17 protein-coding genes are annotated in these 17,851 nt (G+C 64.8%); all 17 read right to left on the bottom strand.

Going from position 1 to position 17,851, the window contains the following annotated elements; genetic code table 11:
- The 17 genes from ACFC25_RS13085 to ACFC25_RS13165 all read right to left on the bottom strand — a co-directional run bounded on the left by ACFC25_RS13085 (position 1) and on the right by ACFC25_RS13165 (position 17,810).
- Entirely contained in the window at positions 1-1,374 is a 1,374-nt protein-coding gene (locus tag ACFC25_RS13085; RefSeq protein ID WP_337346659.1) for a S8 family serine peptidase, read from the bottom strand.
- Between the two features lie 74 nt (positions 1,375-1,448).
- Positions 1,449-2,396: an exopolyphosphatase gene (locus tag ACFC25_RS13090; RefSeq protein WP_376045735.1), complete on the bottom strand. Its 948-nt coding sequence runs from the start codon at positions 2,394-2,396 to the stop codon at positions 1,449-1,451.
- Entirely contained in the window at positions 2,393-3,064 is a 672-nt protein-coding gene (locus ACFC25_RS13095; protein ID WP_376045737.1) for a DUF501 domain-containing protein, read from the bottom strand. Before ACFC25_RS13095 ends, ACFC25_RS13090 begins: the two co-directional genes overlap by 4 nt.
- A 27-nt stretch (positions 3,065-3,091) precedes the next feature.
- Positions 3,092-3,754 (bottom strand): septum formation initiator family protein, encoded by a 663-nt coding sequence (locus ACFC25_RS13100; protein ID WP_337346662.1) that lies wholly within the window; start codon positions 3,752-3,754, stop codon positions 3,092-3,094.
- A gap of 156 nt (positions 3,755-3,910) precedes the next feature.
- Positions 3,911-5,191, bottom strand: a complete 1,281-nt coding sequence (gene eno / locus ACFC25_RS13105; protein WP_337346663.1) for a phosphopyruvate hydratase — start codon at positions 5,189-5,191, stop codon at positions 3,911-3,913.
- 130 nt (positions 5,192-5,321) lie between these two features.
- A complete protein-coding gene (locus tag ACFC25_RS13110) occupies positions 5,322-5,918 on the bottom strand; it encodes a MazG nucleotide pyrophosphohydrolase domain-containing protein (protein WP_337346751.1) in 597 nt (198 codons plus the stop codon).
- A gap of 61 nt (positions 5,919-5,979) precedes the next feature.
- The gene (locus ACFC25_RS13115) at positions 5,980-7,125 is read right to left on the bottom strand and encodes an adenosine deaminase (protein WP_376045741.1); all 1,146 of its coding nucleotides are present in this window, start codon (positions 7,123-7,125) and stop codon (positions 5,980-5,982) included.
- Between the two features lie 39 nt (positions 7,126-7,164).
- Positions 7,165-7,893, bottom strand: coding sequence for a DedA family protein (locus ACFC25_RS13120; RefSeq protein WP_337346665.1), 729 nt, complete (start codon positions 7,891-7,893; stop codon positions 7,165-7,167).
- Positions 7,894-8,072: 179 nt separating this feature from the next.
- Complete coding sequence (locus ACFC25_RS13125) at positions 8,073-8,732, bottom strand: DedA family protein (RefSeq protein WP_337346666.1); 660 nt, start codon at positions 8,730-8,732, stop codon at positions 8,073-8,075.
- A gap of 5 nt (positions 8,733-8,737) precedes the next feature.
- Positions 8,738-10,051 (bottom strand): thymidine phosphorylase, encoded by a 1,314-nt coding sequence (locus ACFC25_RS13130; protein WP_376045745.1) that lies wholly within the window; start codon positions 10,049-10,051, stop codon positions 8,738-8,740.
- On the bottom strand, positions 10,048-10,467 hold the full coding sequence (locus ACFC25_RS13135) for a cytidine deaminase (protein WP_337346668.1): 420 nt from the start codon (positions 10,465-10,467) through the stop codon (positions 10,048-10,050). Before ACFC25_RS13135 ends, ACFC25_RS13130 begins: the two co-directional genes overlap by 4 nt.
- Before the next feature lie 5 nt (positions 10,468-10,472).
- Positions 10,473-11,798 (bottom strand): ABC transporter permease, encoded by a 1,326-nt coding sequence (locus ACFC25_RS13140; RefSeq protein ID WP_376045748.1) that lies wholly within the window; start codon positions 11,796-11,798, stop codon positions 10,473-10,475.
- Positions 11,795-13,168, bottom strand: a complete 1,374-nt coding sequence (locus ACFC25_RS13145; RefSeq protein ID WP_376045751.1) for an ABC transporter permease — start codon at positions 13,166-13,168, stop codon at positions 11,795-11,797. Before ACFC25_RS13145 ends, ACFC25_RS13140 begins: the two co-directional genes overlap by 4 nt.
- The gene (locus ACFC25_RS13150; protein WP_337346671.1) at positions 13,161-14,786 is read right to left on the bottom strand and encodes an ABC transporter ATP-binding protein; all 1,626 of its coding nucleotides are present in this window, start codon (positions 14,784-14,786) and stop codon (positions 13,161-13,163) included. The genes ACFC25_RS13145 and ACFC25_RS13150 overlap by 8 nt, the downstream gene beginning before the upstream one ends.
- A 178-nt stretch (positions 14,787-14,964) precedes the next feature.
- Complete coding sequence (locus ACFC25_RS13155) at positions 14,965-16,071, bottom strand: BMP family ABC transporter substrate-binding protein (protein WP_337346672.1); 1,107 nt, start codon at positions 16,069-16,071, stop codon at positions 14,965-14,967.
- A 288-nt stretch (positions 16,072-16,359) separates the two neighbouring features.
- Positions 16,360-17,382 carry an NADP-dependent oxidoreductase gene (locus ACFC25_RS13160; protein WP_337346673.1) on the bottom strand — a complete coding sequence of 341 codons (1,023 nt, stop codon included), beginning with the start codon at positions 17,380-17,382 and terminating at the stop codon, positions 16,360-16,362.
- Positions 17,379-17,810, bottom strand: a complete 432-nt coding sequence (locus ACFC25_RS13165; RefSeq protein WP_376045756.1) for an organic hydroperoxide resistance protein — start codon at positions 17,808-17,810, stop codon at positions 17,379-17,381. Before ACFC25_RS13165 ends, ACFC25_RS13160 begins: the two co-directional genes overlap by 4 nt.
- Positions 17,811-17,851: the final 41 nt, after the last annotated feature.

Genomic DNA, 17,851 nt, shown 5'->3' on the forward strand with positions numbered 1-17,851 from the left:
CTATGGCTTGCCTCCCGAATCGACGGCGTCCAGGACCCCGGTATCGGGTTCTTCATGGGCCAGGCGGGGATTGCGGGCGGCCCTCCGCAGCTGGATCGCGGCTGCCGCGATGATGACCACAAAAAGCACGGCGAACCCAATAACGACGGCGGCGCCGAGGGCGGAGTCACGCTGCGACGGAGCCTCTGCGGCGGGCACTGTGGCCTCGGGCAAGGTGGGTACTGCGCTGGGGACGTCGGTGGTGGGCACTGGCGCGGGCGTTGACAGGTTGCCGCGGCGATGCACACGGATCCAGTCCGAGATGGAGCCCAGCGGGTTGCTGGCGGCTTCGGGAACTGAATCCTTCAACGCGGCCTCGGCGTTGAGGACGCCGAACCCGTACAGCGGGTCCTTGCCCGGTGCGCCGGCGTCCTTCGCGGTGGTGACGATCCGGTTGATGACTTGTTTTGCGCTCATCTCCGGCCACTTCGACCGGATCAGGGCAGCGACTCCGGCCACAATGGGAGTCGCGCCGGAGGTGCCTGCCCATTCGGCGTAGCCGCCGCCGGGCATCCCCCCGAGCAGGTTTTCCGCCGGGGCCGCCACACCGATGCTGATCCCCTGCGAGGACGAGTCGACGCTTGCCACACCCTTGCGGTCCAGCCCGGCCACCGTTAGCACGCCCGGAATAGTTGCCGGTGCACCGACCTGGAGGTTACCGCCCACCCGGTTTCCGGCGGCGGCCACGATAACGACATCCTTCTGCTCCGCATACAGGAACGCCGCATCCCAGCTCTGTGGCCACTGGGGCGTGGTGCTGCCCAGGGAAATATTGATGACCTTGGCGCCGTTGTCCACGGCCCAGCGGACGGCTTCGGGGATCTGGTCCTGATCGCTCTTCCCGGCAGGGTTGGCGGAACCCAGCCAGGTGGACACTGACAGGATCTGCGCCTCAGGGGCAACGCCCACGATTCCGGCCGGTCCGGCACCGGAGGGGGCAGGGCTTGGACTGGCGGTGGAGCCTGCCGGCTGATGGCCGCGGCCGGCCAGCATCGTGGCTACCAGCGTCCCGTGTTCCGGCTTGGCGCCGATGCTCTTCTGCCCGTCCGGATTTCCGGCCCCCGATGCATCGTAGCCCCCGGCGACGGCTCCCTTGAGGTCGGGATGTTGGCCGTCCACGCCGCTGTCGATCACAGCGACCTTCACGCCGGAACCCTTCGAGACCTCCCAGGCCTTCGTGATGCCGGACTCGGCCAGCCAGTATTGTTTGTCGCGCTCGGCGTCGGCCTGCGCTGCAGGCGCAACCGCAAGTCCTGCAGCCAGGCTGGCTCCTGCCAGGGTCATCGCCAGGAGAGCGGAGGCGGTCCGGCGGAGCCGGGCTGTTGCTCTGGTCATTTGGGGTCCCATGGTCGGTGACATGAACTCGGGCCGCTGGCTGCGTCGGACTGACACTGCCTGGCTGCTGCCGCTCAGCTGATGCTCAGGGCAATACCGTCAAGAATATCGTGTTCGCTGGCAGTGGCCGTGACGATCCGGCCGCCGCTGAGCCCGCGAAGCCGTTCCAGGATGCGCCGCCAGACAAGGCCGCCGGCGCCGATGACGTCCACCCGGCCCGGATGCATGTACGGCAGTGCGGCACGCTGCGCCCTGGGCATCTCCAACAGGTCGGTAGCCGCCCCGCGGATGTCGTCGATGGGCAGTTCGGTGCCGTGGATCGCGTCCGGCGAATATTCCGGCAGGCGCATCGCGTGGGCTGTGATGGTGGTGATCGATCCGGCCACCCCGACGACGGCGGTGGCACGTTCCAGCGGAACATCCAGTCCCGCCTTGGTAATGGCGGCATCAACGTCGGCTTCCGCGGCGGCGATCTGTTCAGCAGTGGGCGGGTCTTCCCTCAGGTGGCGTTCAGTCAGCCTGACGCAGCCGATATCCACCGATTTGGCGGCGGTGACGCCGTCGGCGGTGCCGAGCACGAATTCGGTGCTTCCGCCGCCAAGATCAACCACCAATACCTGGGCCCCGTCGAGGATGGGCAGGACACTGCTGGCACCGGCGAAGGAGAGCGCCGCTTCCTCATCGCCGGTGATCACCTCGGGTTCGACTCCGAGGAGGTCACGGATTCCGTCCACAAAGACCTGGCGGTTACGCGCGTCCCGGCTGGCGGAGGTGGCGACGAAGCGGACTTTCCCGGCGCCGTGGTCGCGGATCAGCCGGGCATAGTCAGCTGTGGCCGCGAAGGTGCGTTCCAGGGCTGCGGGAGCGAGCTCACCGGTGGCGTCCACGCCTTCACCCAGTCGGACACCGCGCATCTCGCGGACCACATCGGCCAGTTTCACCGCCCCGTTGCTGCGGTCGATGTCAGCGATCAGCAAGCGGATGGAATTCGTCCCGCAGTCGATGGCCGCGACGCGGCTCATGGTGTTGCCTCCGTAGTGCTGGCGGACTTGCGGACCGGTGCGGGACGGCCAACGATATCGGGCAGACCTTGGGGTCCGTGCCTGCTCAGGTCCTTGGCCGGGGCCTCGCCCGCGGTGTCCCAGGCGCCGTCGCAATAGCAACGGTCCGCTGTCCACCATTCGCTGATGTCCGCGATGGCCTCATCACCGAGAGGGTTGACTCCCGGACCGGCCGCCAGCGAGTGCCCCACGAGGACGTGCAGGCATTTGACGCGGGTGGGCATGCCTCCGGCGGAGATACCGTCAATCTCCGGGACTGCGCCCACTCCTGAGCGTTCCCCAATTGCGGCCCTGGATGCCAGGTACTCTTCGTGCGCCGACCGGTAGGCAGCGGCAAGCGACTCATCGGCAGCCAGCCGCTCATTCATGTCGTTCATCAGTCCGGCGGCCTCCAGCCGGGAGACCGCTGAGGTGATCACGGGATGCGTCAGGTAGAAAGTGGTGGGGAACGGTGTGCCGTTGCCCAGCCGTGGGGCGGTGGCGGCCACGAGCGGGTTCCCGCAGACGCAGCGCGCCGGGATCTCCACAACATCGCGGACGGGCCTGCCCAGCTGGCGGCTAAGCACTTCGAGATCGTGCGCTGATGGCTGGCGGGACTTCTCCGGCGCAGTTGCCGTGTTTTCTTCCACTGGCGCGGCCATCCTTCCTCTATTGGTTCAGTCTGTGGCCGCACGCCTGATGGACTCCCACAGGGAATCCACCCACGGCAGATCGGCGGGGTCTTGTGCTGCAGCAGCGGACTGGCTGCTGCTGCTACCGGCCGGCAAGTCGCTGCCGAATACCCAGTAGCCGGTCTCACCCGGCATAACCATGTTAATGCGGTCGCGGGCCTGTTGTTTCACGTAGTTGGGGTCCTGCCACCGCGAAACCTGTTGCCGGAGGGTGTCCTGCTGTGCCTGGCTGGCCGCAATGTCGGCATTCAGGGCGGCGATTTCGGCCCTTTTGTCGAAGAAGATCTTCACCGTGGGCGCCAGCATGATGGTGATCGCAATCATGACCACGGCCAGCGCGAGCATCCGCCCGGAGAAGGCCTTGGCCGGGACCGGATGGCCGTCGTCGTGTGCCGCATCCCTGGCGGGGCCGCCCTTCCGCGTTCCGCCCTTGCCAGGAAGGTGGACGCCGCTCCCCCGCGTCTTCGTCGCCGGCGCCTGAGTGTCCCTGTTTGCTGGGGCGGCGCTTTTGGCAGAGGCCACTTTGTCCTTGGTCCCGCCGAAATCGGCCCGGATGACCTCAGCTTTCCCCGCGGCTTCCTTGGCTGGCTCCGTGGTGGCTGGCGGCCGAGTGGCGGCCCTGGGAACTTTGGGACGGCGGGTAGCCATGACACTCCTGAAACGTGCGGCCTGCTGCGGCAGCAACTGTCTGCGCGGGACAACCCGCGGCTGAACAAAACTATGCCGGGTGGACAGCCCGGCGAAACAAAAACCGGTGGCTATGGTCTTTCAACCATAACCACCGGTCAGTTGTTTATGCGGCTACTAGCCCTTGAAACGCGGGAACGCGCTGCGGCCGGCGTAGCGGGCAGCGTCGTCGAGTTCTTCTTCGATGCGCAGCAGCTGGTTGTACTTGGCCACACGCTCGGAGCGGGCCGGAGCGCCGGTCTTGATCTGGCCTGCATTGGTGGCCACCGAGATGTCAGCGATGGTGGTGTCCTCGGTCTCGCCGGAGCGGTGCGAGGTGATGGTGGTGTAACCGGCGCGCTGGGCCAGGCTGACGGCGTCCAGCGTCTCGGTCAGTGAACCGATCTGGTTGACCTTCACCAGCAGCGAGTTAGCCGTCTTGGTGTCGATGCCACGCTGCAGGATGGACGGGTTGGTGACGAAGAGGTCATCGCCAACGAGCTGGACCTTGTCACCGATGGTGTCGGTGAGGGTCTTCCAGCCTTCCCAGTCGTTCTCGTCAAGCGGGTCCTCGATGGAAACCAACGGGTAGTCGGCGACGAGCTCGGCGTAGTAGGCGCTCATCTCGGTGGCGGACAGTGCCTTGCCTTCGAACTGGTAAGCACCGTCGGTGAAGAACTCGGAGGAGGCGACGTCCAGTGCCAGGGCGATGTCCTGGCCCGGGGTGTAGCCGGCGTTCTTGATGGCTTCCTGGATCAGGTCCAGCGCTGCACGGTTGGACGGCAGGTTCGGTGCGAAGCCACCCTCGTCGCCGAGGCCGGTGGAGAGGCCCTTTTCCTGCAGGACGGCCTTGAGGGCGTGGTAGACCTCAACGCCCCAGCGGAGCCCCTCGGAGAAGGTTTCGGCACCCAGCGGGACAACCATGAATTCCTGGATGTCGACGTCGGAGTCGGCGTGTGAGCCACCGTTGAGGATGTTCATCAGCGGCACGGGCAGCACGTGGGCGTTCGGACCGCCCAGGTACTTGTACAGCGGCAGGTCAGCGGAGGCTGCAGCTGCGTTCGCGACGGCGAGGGAGACGCCGAGGATGGCGTTGGCGCCCAGCTTGCCCTTGTTGGCGGTGCCGTCCAGGTCGATCATGGCCTGGTCGATGCTGCGCTGGTCAGTGGCGTCGAAGCCGGTCAGGGCCGGAGCGATCTGGTCGATAACGGCGTCAACGGCCTTCTGGACACCCTTGCCGAGGTAACGGCCTTTGTCTCCGTCACGGAGCTCAACAGCCTCGTGCTCACCGGTGGAGGCACCGGAGGGAACTGCCGCGCGGCCGATCTGGCCATCGGAAAGCAGGACTTCAACTTCTACGGTCGGGTTGCCACGGGAATCGAGGATCTCGCGGGCGTGGATGGCATCGATAAGCGCCATGAATATGCTCCTTATGGGCGATAACTGGGAGTCTGACAGCGGAAAATTAGCGGAAAACTCGACGTCCTCGTCAGGGACAAGAGTAGTCGAGAGTGGTGGAGGTTACGGAAACCTATCCAACCCCCGGACGTCATGAAGGCGCGTTGCTGCCCTCATAAGCGGCCTGGTAGCGCCGGACAGCGCCCCGAAGGGCACGTTCGGCGTCGAATCCCTGACTGCGTGCGGAGCCGACAACGGCGAGCAGCAACTCGCCCAGCTCCTCTTCTGTTTGCACGGAGGGGGTTTCGACTTCCGGGGATCGAGCATGTGGAGACCCGGATCGGGCTGCCCGGTCCAGCGCCTTCTGCGCCTTGGCCAAGGCCGGCAGCGCGTGCGGAATACCCTCGAAGGGGTCCTTGCGTTCTGGCCGTTCAGCCCTCTTGACGGCATCCCATTTCTGCACAATCTCCTCGACAGTTGCCGGAAAGCTGTCCTGCAGGGAGCCGTCGGGCCGGAATACGTGCGGGTTGCGCCGGACCATTTTGGCCGTCAGCCCGCGGGCAACGTCGTCGAACGTAAAGCTTCCCCGCTCCTGGGCGAGCCGGGCGTGCAGCACCACCTGGAGCAGCACATCGCCGAGCTCGCCCTGGAGTTCGGAGTCGTCTGCGCCGGTCTCGATGGTCTCGGCGACCTCGAACGACTCCTCCAGGAGGTACTCCACCAGGGACCTGTGGGTGAGCGCGCCCATCCACGGGCAGTGTTCGCGCAGCTGGGCTATGACAATCAGCAGCCGTTCAACGGGGGTCTGGTCAGCCAAGGTTTGCGTAGGCGTCGTTGATGTACTCCACTAGCGCTTCCTTCTCCTCAAGGGGCAGGAAGGACGCCTCCGCCGCGTTGAGGGTGAGCTCGAGGAGGTCGTCGAGGTCGTAGTCGAAGGTTTCCACCAGGAGCTCGAACTCGTCAGTCAGGGTGACGCCGCTCATCAGCCGGTTGTCGGTGTTGATGGTCACGTTGAACCCGAGCTGGTAGAGCATGTCCAGCGGGTGGCTCTCGATGCCGTCGCCGAAGCCGGCAATCGCCCCCGTCTGGAGGTTGGAGGAGGGGCAGATCTCCAGGGCGATGCCGCGGTCCCGGATCCAGCTGGAGAGGTCACCCAGGGTGACCAGGCCGATGCTGTCTTCATCGCTCTCAGCGTCATCTTCGTCGTCGAACTCCACCATGATGTCCTCAGCGATGCGGACGCCGTGGCCAAGGCGCAGAGCCCGGCCGTCGACCAGGGCGGACTGGATGCTCTCCAGTCCGGCGGCCTCGCCGGCGTGCACCGTCGCGGGGAAGTTGTGCTCTGCCAGGTAGGTGAACGCGTCCTTGAAACGGGAAGGCAGGAAGCCGTCCTCGGCGCCGGCGATGTCGAAGCCGACCGCTCCCTTATTGCGGTGGCGCACAGCGAGTTCGGCAATTTCCTGGCCGCGGTCCGCGTGCCGCATTGCCGTGATCAGCTGGCCAACCTGGATCTCCCGGCCGGTCTCGGCCACGGCGTCGACGCCCGCTTCGAGGCCTTCCTGCACAGCCTCCACCGCTTCGTCCAGGGATAGGCCCTTCTGAAGATGCTGTTCGGGAGCCCAACGGACCTCGCCGTAGACCACGCCGTCGTCGGCCAAGTCTTCAACGAACTCCATGGCGACGCGGAACAGGCCTTCCTTGGTCTGCATCACCGCCACCGTGTGGTCGAACGTCTCCAGGTAGCGGACCAGCGAGCCGGAGTCGGCGGACTCACGGAACCATTGGCCCAGTGCCACAGGGTCATCGGAGGGAAGCGTGTGGCCAACGGCCTCGGCGAGCTCGATGATGGTGGCGGGGCGGAGGCCGCCGTCCAGGTGATCGTGAAGGGAAACCTTGGGCAGGCTCTTCAGGTCGAAATCGATGGCAGGGGCAGCGTCAACAATGGGCTCAGTCACGTACCAACCTTAGGGTCGGCGGACGCGCAACGCCAGCCGCTACTGGGTGCCAGGCTCAGGGTCCCCGGACGAGGAGGCCAGGATCGGGGCAGACCCTGCAGGCAGGGGTTGCGCCCCGTCCGGTCCGCCGTCGAGCCATTCATCCACGACTTCGGCGTCGTTGCGGGCAAGGTGCTTGTGCCACCAGCGCAGGGCGTGGTCGATCACGATGCCCAGGACGATCGCGAACACCACGGCGATGCCTGCACTCAGCAGCGGGTTGTGGTGGAGCCACGGGAACGAACTGGCAAGGAGGCCGATGCCGATCGAATAGCCCACCCACGTAACGCAGGCGAAGGCATCCAGCAGGAAGAACCGGCGGTGCCCAAAACCGGTGCTCCCGGCCACATAGTTCACGGCTACACGGCCCCAGGGGATGTACCGGGCCGTGAAGATGAGGACCGCCCCGCGCTTTTCGAGTTCATACCTCGCCCAGCCGAAAGCCTTCTGCACCTTCGGGCGGCGCATCCATTTCCAGCGGTCCAGGCCGATCCTGCGGCCCAGGAGGAAAGCCATGTTGTCCCCCGCGATGGCACCGATCAGTGCGGTGACGCCCAGGATCCACAGGTTGGGCTCCCCACCGTGGCGGGAAAAAGCTGCCAGCGCAACGATGAGGGTCTCACTGGGGACCACCATCGCGAAGCCGTCCACAAAAAAGAAAACCAGCAGAACTGGGTAAATCCACCACTGGCCCGCTGCATGGAGCACGGCCTCATTGATAAACTCCACGCGGGTCTTGCTCCTAGACGAAAAAATGACGCAGCCAAAAGTGACGGAAATCGCTCTTCAGTGTCCCACGGCCAGGGCGTCGTTCGCTACGTCCCGGCCGTGGAAGTACGCTTCCAAACCTAGCGGCAGGCGGGCCGTTCCGTCGTCGTCCTGCGGGCTGATATCGGCAAGGTGCCGCGTCAGTCCTTGGGTGGAGTCCCGCCGTCGGCCGAGGCTTCGGGGTCCTTCATCCGTTCCACCACCGGCACCCTCCCGCGGATGCGGTTGATGACGAGGTCTACAACGATGCCGAGTGCTACGGCACAGACGATGGCGATGACTGCGCCCAGCAGGTGGTTATCCTCGAACCACTGCCCGAAGAACAGCCCGATGCCCACCGAATAGCTGGCCCACAGGGTAGCCGAGAGTACGGTCAGGCTGATGAACCGCAGCCGCGGATAGTGCGTCACGCCGGCGGTGAGGTTCACTGCCACGCGGCCGATCGGCACGAACCGGGCTACCAGGATCAGCGACGCAGGCCGTTTCCGCAGTTCCCCACCTGCCCAGCGGAAGGCGCTTTGCATGCGGGGGCCGCGCATCCAGGACCAGCGGTGTGTCCCGACCCTCCGCCCGATGGCGTAGGCGATGTTGTCGCCCGAGAAGGCGCCGAGGCCTGCAACCAGCATCAGCAGCCAGGGGTTGGGGACATCCGCGGTGGCGGCCACTGCTGCCAGTCCCACCACTACGGATTCACTGGGTATCGGGGGAAAGAAACCATCAATGACGCAGCAGGCCAGAACGAGGAACAGCACCCAGGGCTGCCCGGCGGCGGCGAGGATGAAATCATTGATGGCCTGCATTGTCCCTATGCTATTCGGTCGATGATGAGCTGTTGGGCCGGACGGGAACCCTCCGGAGCGATCACCACCGCGTGCTCCAGTGCTTCCTTGGCGCGCGCGAACTTCTCCGGAGTGTCCGTGAGCAGCGTCATCAGCGGTTCGCCTGCGCGCACCACGGCTCCCGGCTTGGCATGCATCCGGACGCCGGCACCGGCCTGGACGAGGTCCTCCTTGCGGGCACGTCCGGCGCCAAGGCGCCAGGCCGCAACACCCACCGACAGTGCGTCGAGTTCAACGAGCACGCCGTCCGCGGGTGCGTAGATGACTTCCGATTCCTTGGCCACCGGCAGCTTGGCCCGGGGATCCCCTCCTTGGGCCTGGACCATGCGGTCCCAGACGTCCATGGCCCGGCCATCCTTCAGCGCGGCCCGGGGGTCGGCGTCGTGGACGCCGGCGCAAGCCAGCATCTCCTCCGCCAGCCGGACTGTGAGTTCGACGACGTCTTCCGGCCCGCCGCCGGCCAGCACCTCCACGGATTCCTGCACCTCGATGGCGTTGCCGGCGGTGAGGCCCAGGGGCGTGCCCATGTTGGTGAGCAGCGCCACGGTATTGACGCCGGCATCCTTCCCGAGGGCCACCATGGTCTCTGCCAGTTCCCGGGCTTGGGCCTCGTCCTTCATAAACGCGCCGCTTCCCACCTTGACGTCGAGGACCAGCGAGCCCGTGCCTTCGGCGATCTTCTTGCTCATGATCGAGGAGGCGATCAGCGGGATGGCTTCGACGGTGCCCGTGACGTCCCGGAGGGCGTAGAGTTTTTTGTCCGCAGGCGCCAGCCCGGCACCTGCGGCGCAAATCACGGCGCCTACATCCTGGAGCTGGGCCATCATCTCGTCGTTACTCAGGTCTGCCCGCCAGCCGGGAATCGACTCCAGTTTGTCCAGCGTGCCGCCAGTGTGGCCCAGGCCGCGGCCGGACAGCTGTGGTACCGCCACGCCAAAAACGGCTACGAGCGGCGCCAGCGGGAGGGTGATCTTGTCGCCCACGCCGCCGGTGGAGTGCTTGTCGGACGTAGCCTTCACACCGCCGTCGGGCCGCCGCAGGCCGGAGAAGTCCATCCGCTCCCCCGAGGCAATCATGGCAGCGGTCCAGCGGGATATCTCCGCCCGGTTCATGCCGTTCAGCAGGATGGCCATGTTCAGTGCCGCCATCTGTTCGTCGGCTATTGCACCGCGGGTGTAGGCGTCGATCGTCCAGTCGATCTGCTCGGGGCTCAGTACGCCTTTATCCCGCTTGGTGCGGATGATGTCGACGGCGTCGAACGCGTCAGTTCTTTCGGTCACGTCCAGTCCTCCAGGTTTTGGGGGCCAAATGCATCGGGCAGCACCTGGTCCATCGTCTTGATGCCTTGGGTGGTCATCAGCTCCATGCCGGGAGCGCGGAACTCATAGAGCAACTGGCGGCAGCGGCCGCACGGCATCAGCACGTGGCCGGAGGCGTCCACGCAATAGAAGGCGCGAAGCAAACCGCCTCCCGTCATGTGCAGGTTGCCTACCAGCGCGCATTCGGCGCAGAGTGACAGTCCGTAGCTGGCATTCTCCACGTTGCAGCCGCTGACGATGCGTCCGTCGTCGGTAAGGGCCGCGGCCCCGACATGGAACTTCGAGTACGGCGCGTAGGCGTTGTGCATGGCGGCCACTGCGGCCGCTTCAAGCGCCGGCCAGTCAACGGGGTTCGTGCCCTTCGCAGGGGTCTCCATGGCCGTCAACCCTTGACGTACGGGATGCCGCTGGCCGCCGGCGGCCTGGAACGTCCCACCAGTCCGGCGACGGCGAAGACGGTCACCAGGTAGGGCAGCATGGCCATGAACTGGCTGGGCACGGGGGTCCCGATAATAGTCACGATGCTCTGGAGGTTGTCCGCGAAGCCGAACAGCAGGGCGGCAAAGAAAGCTCCAATGGGGTTCCACCGGCCAAAGATCAACGCGGCCAGGGCAATGAATCCGCGACCGCCGGAGATCTCCTTAGTGAAGCTGTCGATCGCCACCAGGGTGAAGAACGATCCGCCGATGCCCGCGATGGCGCCGCCGATGGTGACGTTCCAGAAACGCGTGGCGTTGACCTTGATGCCAAGGGTGTCCGCCGCCTGCGGGTGTTCGCCCACTGCACGGACCCTTAGCCCCCATTTGGTCTTGAAGAGGCCAAGCCAGACGACGATGACCGCGACGTACATCAGGTAGCCCACCAGCGTCTGCTTGAACAGGATGGGCCCAATGATCGGGATACCGGACAGCACCGGAATTTCGATGTTGTCCAGGCCCACGGGCGAATTGAACTGGGCCTTGTTGGCCTGCATGACGGTACTGAACAGGAAGCCGGTGAGGCCGGACACCAGGACGTTGAGGACAACACCCACAATGATCTGGTTGACCAGGTACTTGATGCTGAAGAGCGCCAGGACCATGGAGACGACGGCACCCGCCACTGCTGCGGCCAGTAGGCCCAGGAAGGGGTTCCTGGTCATCGTCGCCACCATGGCGGCCGTGAACGCACCGCCGAGGAGTTGCCCTTCGATGGCTATGTTGACCACGCCGACGCGTTCGCACAGGACCCCCGACAAGGATCCGAACACCAGCGGTACTGCAAGGGTGACGGATCCGGCGATCAGGCCCGCAAGCGAAATGCTGGGCGTACGGGCTCCGCCCACCACCCAGATCAGGAAGGCTGCCACGAAGAGTACGGTGAAGGTGATGGGCAGCCAGGCCGGTGCTGCCTGGTCCTTCGTTTTGAGGAAGACCGCATACGCCGCGAGCCCCAGCAGGATCACCGAAAGCACCAAGCCGCCAAGGAACGCGGGCACTTCGAGGGCCGGTAGCTGGAAGAAGTCACTGCCGGTGGAAATGCCAAACTCGGCAGTCTGGTTGGGTCCCAAGAGGCCAAAGAAGACAAAGGCGACGAGTGCCAGGAGCGCCAGCATCACGGGGGTCTTCCATGTCACTGGCTTGGCCGAGACTCTCTGGGACCGGTTGGCGGCCTGCGGGGTTCCAGGCTCGCGTTTTCCTGGCAGGGGCGAGGTTGCTGTTGTGCTCATGCTGCGCCTCCGGTGGTTGCTGCCTGCTGGGACCTGCCGGCTTTAGCCGGCTTCCTGCGCCGTGGATTCAGCCCGAAGACGGCCCGCACCAGCGGCGGGGCCGCGATGAAGAGGACGATCAGGGACTGGACCACCAGGACGATGTCGATGGGGGTTCCGGTCTGGATCTGCATCTGCACGGCGCCGGCGCGGAAGGCGCCGAACAGCAAGCCCGCCGCGAAGGTGCCCCACGGCGTCGAACGTCCCAGCAGCGCAACGGTGATCGCGTCGAAGCCGTAAGTGGCAGCCACCCCGTCGGTCAGGACCTTTTCCGTGCCTGCCACCTGGGCGACCCCTGACATGCCGGCCAGGGCTCCCGCGATTGCCATCACCAGGATGGTGGAGCGCGACACGTTGATGCCGGCTGTCTGGGCCGCCTTGGGGTTTGCCCCCACGGCCCGGAATTCAAAGCCGACCGTGGAACGGTTGAGGAGCCACCAGACCAGGATGGTTGCGGCGATGGCCAGGATGAAGCCCAGGTGCAGCCGGTACTGTGAGCCGAGGATTTGGGGGTATACCGCGGTGGCGTCCAAGATGGGCGAGATGGGGTTGGATTCGCCCGGTCGCTGGAAGGCCGGCGTGTTCAGCAGATATCCCAGGAAGTACAGCGCCACATAGTTGAACATGATGGTCACGATGACCTCGTGGGCGCCTGTCCGGGCCTTGAGGAGCCCCACCAGCCCGCCCCACAGTGCGCCGCCCACGATGCCGGCTACGAGGACCAGCAGCAGGTGCAGTCCCACCGGGAGGTGCAGCGCGAAGCCAACCCACGCGGCAAGGATGCCTGCCATGACGATCTGGCCTTGGGCACCGATGTTAAAGAGGCCCGCGCGGAATGCCAGGGCTACACCCAGGCCAGCGGTGATCAAGGGCGTCGCAATGGTGAGGGTCTCCATCAGCGGGGCAAACTGGACAGCCACGCTGGAAGCCATGGGGTTGAAGATCGCCCCCTGGAACAGGGCGACATAGGAGCCAGTGGCCGCGGTCCAGACAGCGGAGAGGAAATCCGTGGGGCGGGCAAACAGGTACGTGGAGGTCGCGCCCACCCGCTCATCGGTGCTTGCTATCAGCAGGCCGCCGATGACGAGGGCAAGCAGCACAGCCAGCAGGGAAACCATGCCGCTGCCGGTGAAGATCCGCCGGGCCAGTGTCTCGGGACCGCCAGGCAGCTTGCCGCTCTGCGCCGTGGCCGGAACCGCCGAAGGTTCCATGGCTCCCCCGGCAGTATCCAGGGCGACAACCGCGGCAGTTTCCTCGGCAGCGGGACTTTCCTCAAGGGGTTTCTCAGCAGGCCGGTCAGCCGCGTGTTTGCGGGGGTGCTTCTCAGACATGGTCGCCTCCTTCGGCGCTGGCGGTGGAGGTTGGTGGGGTCTCAGTGGTGCCTGTTTCCCGGCGCCCGTTTTCTGCGGGCAGCTTCCCTGCGAGCGCAGTGTCCGTTGGTGTAGCGTCCTCCGGCGATATCCCGGCCATCATGAGGCCGAGGACGTCCCTGCCTGTGCCCGAAGGGACTATGCCCACGAGCTTGCCCTTATAAACGACCGCAATCCGGTCGGCGAGTTCCATGACCTCGTCCAGCTCCGTGGACACGATCAGCACAGGCGTTCCGTGGTCGCGTTCGGCAACGATCCGTTTGTGCAGGAACTCGATCGAACCAACATCAACACCGCGTGTGGGTTGGGAGGCGATAAACAATCGCAAAGGCCGGGAGAGTTCCCTGGCCATGACTACTTTTTGCTGGTTGCCTCCGGACAGGGTCCCTGCAGCCAGGGACCCTGACTCGGTGCGGACATCGAACTCGCCAATCCGCGTCTTCGCATTCTCTAGGACTTTCGCCGGGCTCATGCTGATCCCCTTGGCGAACGGGGGCTGGTCGTAACGGTCCAGGACGAGGTTCTCTGCGATGGAGAACGTTCCGATCAGGCCGTCCACCGAGCGGTCCTCCGGAACAAAACCGACGCCGGAGTTGAGGACATCTTTGACGCTGCGGCCCAGGAGTTCTTCACCGTCGAGCATGATCGAGCCGTGAACCCGATCTTGCAGGCCAAGGATGGCCTCGGTCAGTTCCGTCTGCCCGTTTCCCTGGACCCCTGCCAGCGCCAGGATCTCGCCCCGGGCGATGTCGAAGCTGATGCCGTCTACTACGTGTTGGCCACTCGGGGCAATGACGGTGAGGTCCTTGACCTGGAAGGTCTTCTCCTGGGGCTTGGCGGGAGCCTTGTCCAGGGTGAGGCTGACAGCCCGGCCGACCATCATCGATGCCAATTCCGCCGTGGGGGCCGCAGGGTCAGCGCTGCCCACAACTTTGCCGCGCCGGATCACGGTGATGGTATCGGACACCGCCTTGACCTCACGGAGTTTGTGCGAGATGAAGACAATCGAGGTTCCGCTGCTTTTGAGCTGGCGCATGATGTCCAGCAGCTCATCGGTGTCCTGTGGCGTCAGCACCGCCGTCGGTTCGTCGAGGATGAGGACCCTGGCGTCGCGGACCAGCGCCTTGATGATTTCCACCCGCTGCTGCACGCCCACCGGGAGGTCCTCCACCAGGGCATCGGGATCGACGTCGAATCCGTAGCGGTCCGAGATCTCCCTGATCTTGCGCCGGGTGTCGTCCAGGTTAAGGAAGCCGCCCGCCTTGGTGGATTCCGCGCCAAGGGCTACATTCTCGGCAACCGTGAAGACAGGAACGAGCATAAAGTGCTGGTGCACCATGCCGATGCCGGCAGCCATGGCGTCGCCGGGGCCGCGGAAGGAAACTGGTTTGTCGTCAATGAGGATTTCGCCCTCGGTGGGCTCGTAGAGCCCGTACAGCACATTCATCAGGGTGGACTTGCCGGCCCCGTTCTCGCCCAGCAGACAATGGATCTGTCCGGGTTCAACCACCACGTCGATGTGATCGTTGGCGAGCAGGGAGCCGAAACGTTTGGTGATCCCTCTGAGTTCAAGTTTCAAAACTCTGACCAATCTCGAAGCGTCCGGTGAATCCCCACCGGACGGGATATGTGGCTGCAGCACCAGCCTAGTGCGTGCAGTCCTGCGTGGGCGGTCTCGCGGACCAGCGAACTCCAACAAAAAGCGCCACCGCCCGGCCAGTCGATGACCATCCGGGGGTGGCGCTCAGTGAAGGTGGCTAAGCCTTGGGGCTTGCCGCCGACTCGACCTTCAGCTTGCCGTCGATGATGTCCTTCTTGAGCTGGTCCAGCTCGGACTTCAGCTCAGCCGGGACCTCGGCGTCGAAGTTGTGGAAAGGTGCCAGCTGGACGCCGTCGTTCGCCAAGGTGCCAACATAGGGCGTGTTGGTGAACTTACCGTCCTTGTCGTCCTTAACCACGGTTTCAACGGCGTCGCCCATTAGCTTCATGACCGAGGAAAGCATGATGTCCTTGTATTCCGGTGCGGTCAGGAAGCCGTCGGAGTCAACCCAGATAAGCTTGACGTCCTTGCCCGCAGCCTTAGCCTCCATGAGAGCCGCGCCCGCACCCTTGCCTACCGGACCGGCGACGGGCATAACGATGTCAGCTCCCTGGTCCAGGAAGTTCTGGGTGAGCTGCTTGCCCTTGTCCTGCTTTTCGAAGTCGCCGGTGAAGCTGCCGTCCTGGGTGGCTTTGTCCCAGCCAAGGACCTTGACGTCCGCGCCCTTCTTTTCGTTGTAGTACTTCACGCCATCGGCAAAGCCGTCCATAAAGATGGTCACGGTGGGGATCTTCCGGCCCCCGAAAGTGGCTACGCTTCCGGTCTTGGTGGTTCCTGCGGCCAAGTAACCGGACAGGAACGCTGCCTGGGCGGTGTCGTAGATGATCGGCTTGACGTTGCTGATGGGCGGGTCGTAGCCGAAGTCGATGATGGCGAAGTGGCTGTTCGGGTTGGCCGCGGCCTGGGCCTTGGTGGCATCGCCGAGCAGGAATCCGACCGTCAAGGTGAGGTCGCAGTTGGCTGCAACCATCGCCCGCAGGTTCGGCTCGAAGTCGTTATTGGTCTTGGACTCGACCTGGTTGATCTTGATGCCCAGATCGGCTTGTGCCTTCTTCAAGCCCTCGTATGAGGACTGGTTGAACGACTGGTCATCGAATCCGCCGGAGTCCGAGACGATGCAGCCGGTGTAGTCACTGGCCGTCGCGGTGGGGCTCCCGGCTTCGGGAGGCGCACCGCAGCCGGTCAAGAGGAGTGCGGTAGCACCCACAGTGGCCACGCCTGCGACTGAACCGCGTTTGAGGTGTGCACGCAGTGATGTCTTCAAGATTCCTCCAGGATGAAGAGAGATGCGCTACGACGGGAATTCAATGAGTGTCTGTTTCAACCCTGAAATTCTGTTTTCACTGACGGTCCGCAGCACTGCGCCGAAGCGCTCTGATGAAAGCTACTTTAGTGGCCTGCGCCACTACCGGTAACACATCCCGGGCCGATCCCGAAGATTGTTGAGATTTTGTTACCAAGCAGTAGGTACCACGCCTATATGGGGCGGATGAAACACTTGTGGCCCCGTCGGAACGGGGCCACAAGTGTTCGTCTGTCCTGGAGGACGGCGCTAGAGGCGAACCAGCATCTTCCCGGTGTTCGCGCCGTCCAGGAGGTCCATGAAGGCCCGCGGAGCGTTCTCCAGTCCGTCCACCACCGTCTCGTCGTAGCGGACCGAACCGTCCGCCAGCCAGGCCGACATCTTCTCGAAGAACTCCGGTCCGTGCTGGCGCTGTCCGCCCACCAGGAACCCGCGCAAGGTGAGCTGCTTGCCGATGGCGAGCATGAGGTTGCGCGGAGCCGGTGTGGGCTCGGTGGAGTTGTATTGGGCGATGGCGCCGCACATGGCCACGCGGCCGCCGACATTCAGGACCGCCAGCGCTGCCTCCAGGTGCTCACCGCCCACGTTATCGAAATACACGTCGATGCCTGCAGTTCCGGCGGCCATTTCGAGCTGCTCCCGCACGGGCCCGTCGTGGTAGTTGAACGCAGCATCGAAGCCCAGCTCCAGGAGCCGTGCAACCTTTTCGGGGGTTCCCGCACTGCCGATGACCCGGGAAGCGCCCATCGCCTTGGCAATCTGACCCACGAGCGACCCCACAGCACCAGCGGCACCGGAAACGAACACGGCATCCCCGGCTTTGAAGTCCGCCACCTTAAGGAGTCCGGCATACGCCGTCAGGCCGGTCATGCCCAGGGCCCCGAGGAACGCCGACGCCGGCGCGAGGTCGGTGCGGGCAACGGATGTTTTGTCTGCGTCCAGGACGGCGTATTCGCGCCAGCCCAGCTGATGGACGACGGCGTCACCCACCTTCCGTCCCTCGGCCCTGGACGCGATGACCTCACCAACGGCACCGCCGTCGAGCGCTGCATCCAGTGCGAAAGGCGCGGAGTAGGACTTGACGTCATTCATGCGTCCGCGCATGTAGGGATCCACCGAAATGTAGAGGTTCCGGACCAGGATCTGGCCCTCCTTGAGCGCCGGCAGCGGTGCCTCGGCCAAGCGGAAGTTCTCCGGAACGGGGCGTCCGGCGGGGCGCGATGCCAGGTGGATTTCACGGGTGGATGTGGGTAGTGCAGTTGTTGTGCTCATGCTGCGAACTCCAGGATTTTGATGTCCACCGTCATGTTTCCGCGGGTGGCGTTGGAGTAGGGGCAGATCTGGTGCGCTTTGGCTACCAGGCTTTCGGCCGTGGCGAGGTCAACGGCAGGGACAGCAATTTCCAGTTCCGCTGCGAGGCCATAACCAATGCCGTCCTCCAGTGCCCCGAAATGGATCTTGGCAGCCACCGCCGAATCGGTGAGATCGGCACGCTCCTTGCGTCCTACGAGGCGGAGTGCCGAATGGAAGCAGGCAGCGTAGCCGGCGGCGAAAAGCTGCTCCGGATTGGTGCCCAGGCCGTCTCCGCCCAGTTCCACGGGGCTCGCCAGGCTGACATCCAGCTTCCCGTCCTTGGTGCGTGCGTTGCCGTCCCGGCCTTCGCCGGAAGCCAGGGCCTCTGCCGTGTAGAGAGTCTTCATGTGTGTCCGTCCTGTTGGATATGGATGGCGGAAAAAGTGGT

The organism is Pseudarthrobacter sp. NPDC055928, assembly GCF_042270935.1.
GTDB lineage: Bacteria > Actinomycetota > Actinomycetes > Actinomycetales > Micrococcaceae > Arthrobacter.

What these genes read in the sequence shown, in the direction of transcription:
- ACFC25_RS13110 (WP_337346751.1), bottom strand. Translation starts at nt 5,918, where the DNA reads ATGGGCGCGCTCACCCACAGGTCCCTGGTGGAGTACCTCCTGGAGGAG.
- ACFC25_RS13090 (WP_376045735.1), bottom strand. Translation starts at nt 2,396, where the DNA reads ATGAGCCGCGTCGCGGCCATCGACTGCGGGACGAATTCCATCCGCTTG.
- ACFC25_RS13135 (WP_337346668.1), bottom strand. Translation starts at nt 10,467, where the DNA reads ATGGAGACCCCTGCGAAGGGCACGAACCCCGTTGACTGGCCGGCGCTT.
- ACFC25_RS13140 (WP_376045748.1), bottom strand. Translation starts at nt 11,798, where the DNA reads ATGAGCACAACAGCAACCTCGCCCCTGCCAGGAAAACGCGAGCCTGGA.
- ACFC25_RS13145 (WP_376045751.1), bottom strand. Translation starts at nt 13,168, where the DNA reads ATGTCTGAGAAGCACCCCCGCAAACACGCGGCTGACCGGCCTGCTGAG.
- eno (WP_337346663.1), bottom strand. Translation starts at nt 5,191, where the DNA reads ATGGCGCTTATCGATGCCATCCACGCCCGCGAGATCCTCGATTCCCGT.
- ACFC25_RS13160 (WP_337346673.1), bottom strand. Translation starts at nt 17,382, where the DNA reads ATGAGCACAACAACTGCACTACCCACATCCACCCGTGAAATCCACCTG.
- ACFC25_RS13125 (WP_337346666.1), bottom strand. Translation starts at nt 8,732, where the DNA reads ATGCAGGCCATCAATGATTTCATCCTCGCCGCCGCCGGGCAGCCCTGG.
- ACFC25_RS13100 (WP_337346662.1), bottom strand. Translation starts at nt 3,754, where the DNA reads ATGGCTACCCGCCGTCCCAAAGTTCCCAGGGCCGCCACTCGGCCGCCA.
- ACFC25_RS13085 (WP_337346659.1), bottom strand. Translation starts at nt 1,374, where the DNA reads ATGACCAGAGCAACAGCCCGGCTCCGCCGGACCGCCTCCGCTCTCCTG.
- ACFC25_RS13165 (WP_376045756.1), bottom strand. Translation starts at nt 17,810, where the DNA reads ATGAAGACTCTCTACACGGCAGAGGCCCTGGCTTCCGGCGAAGGCCGG.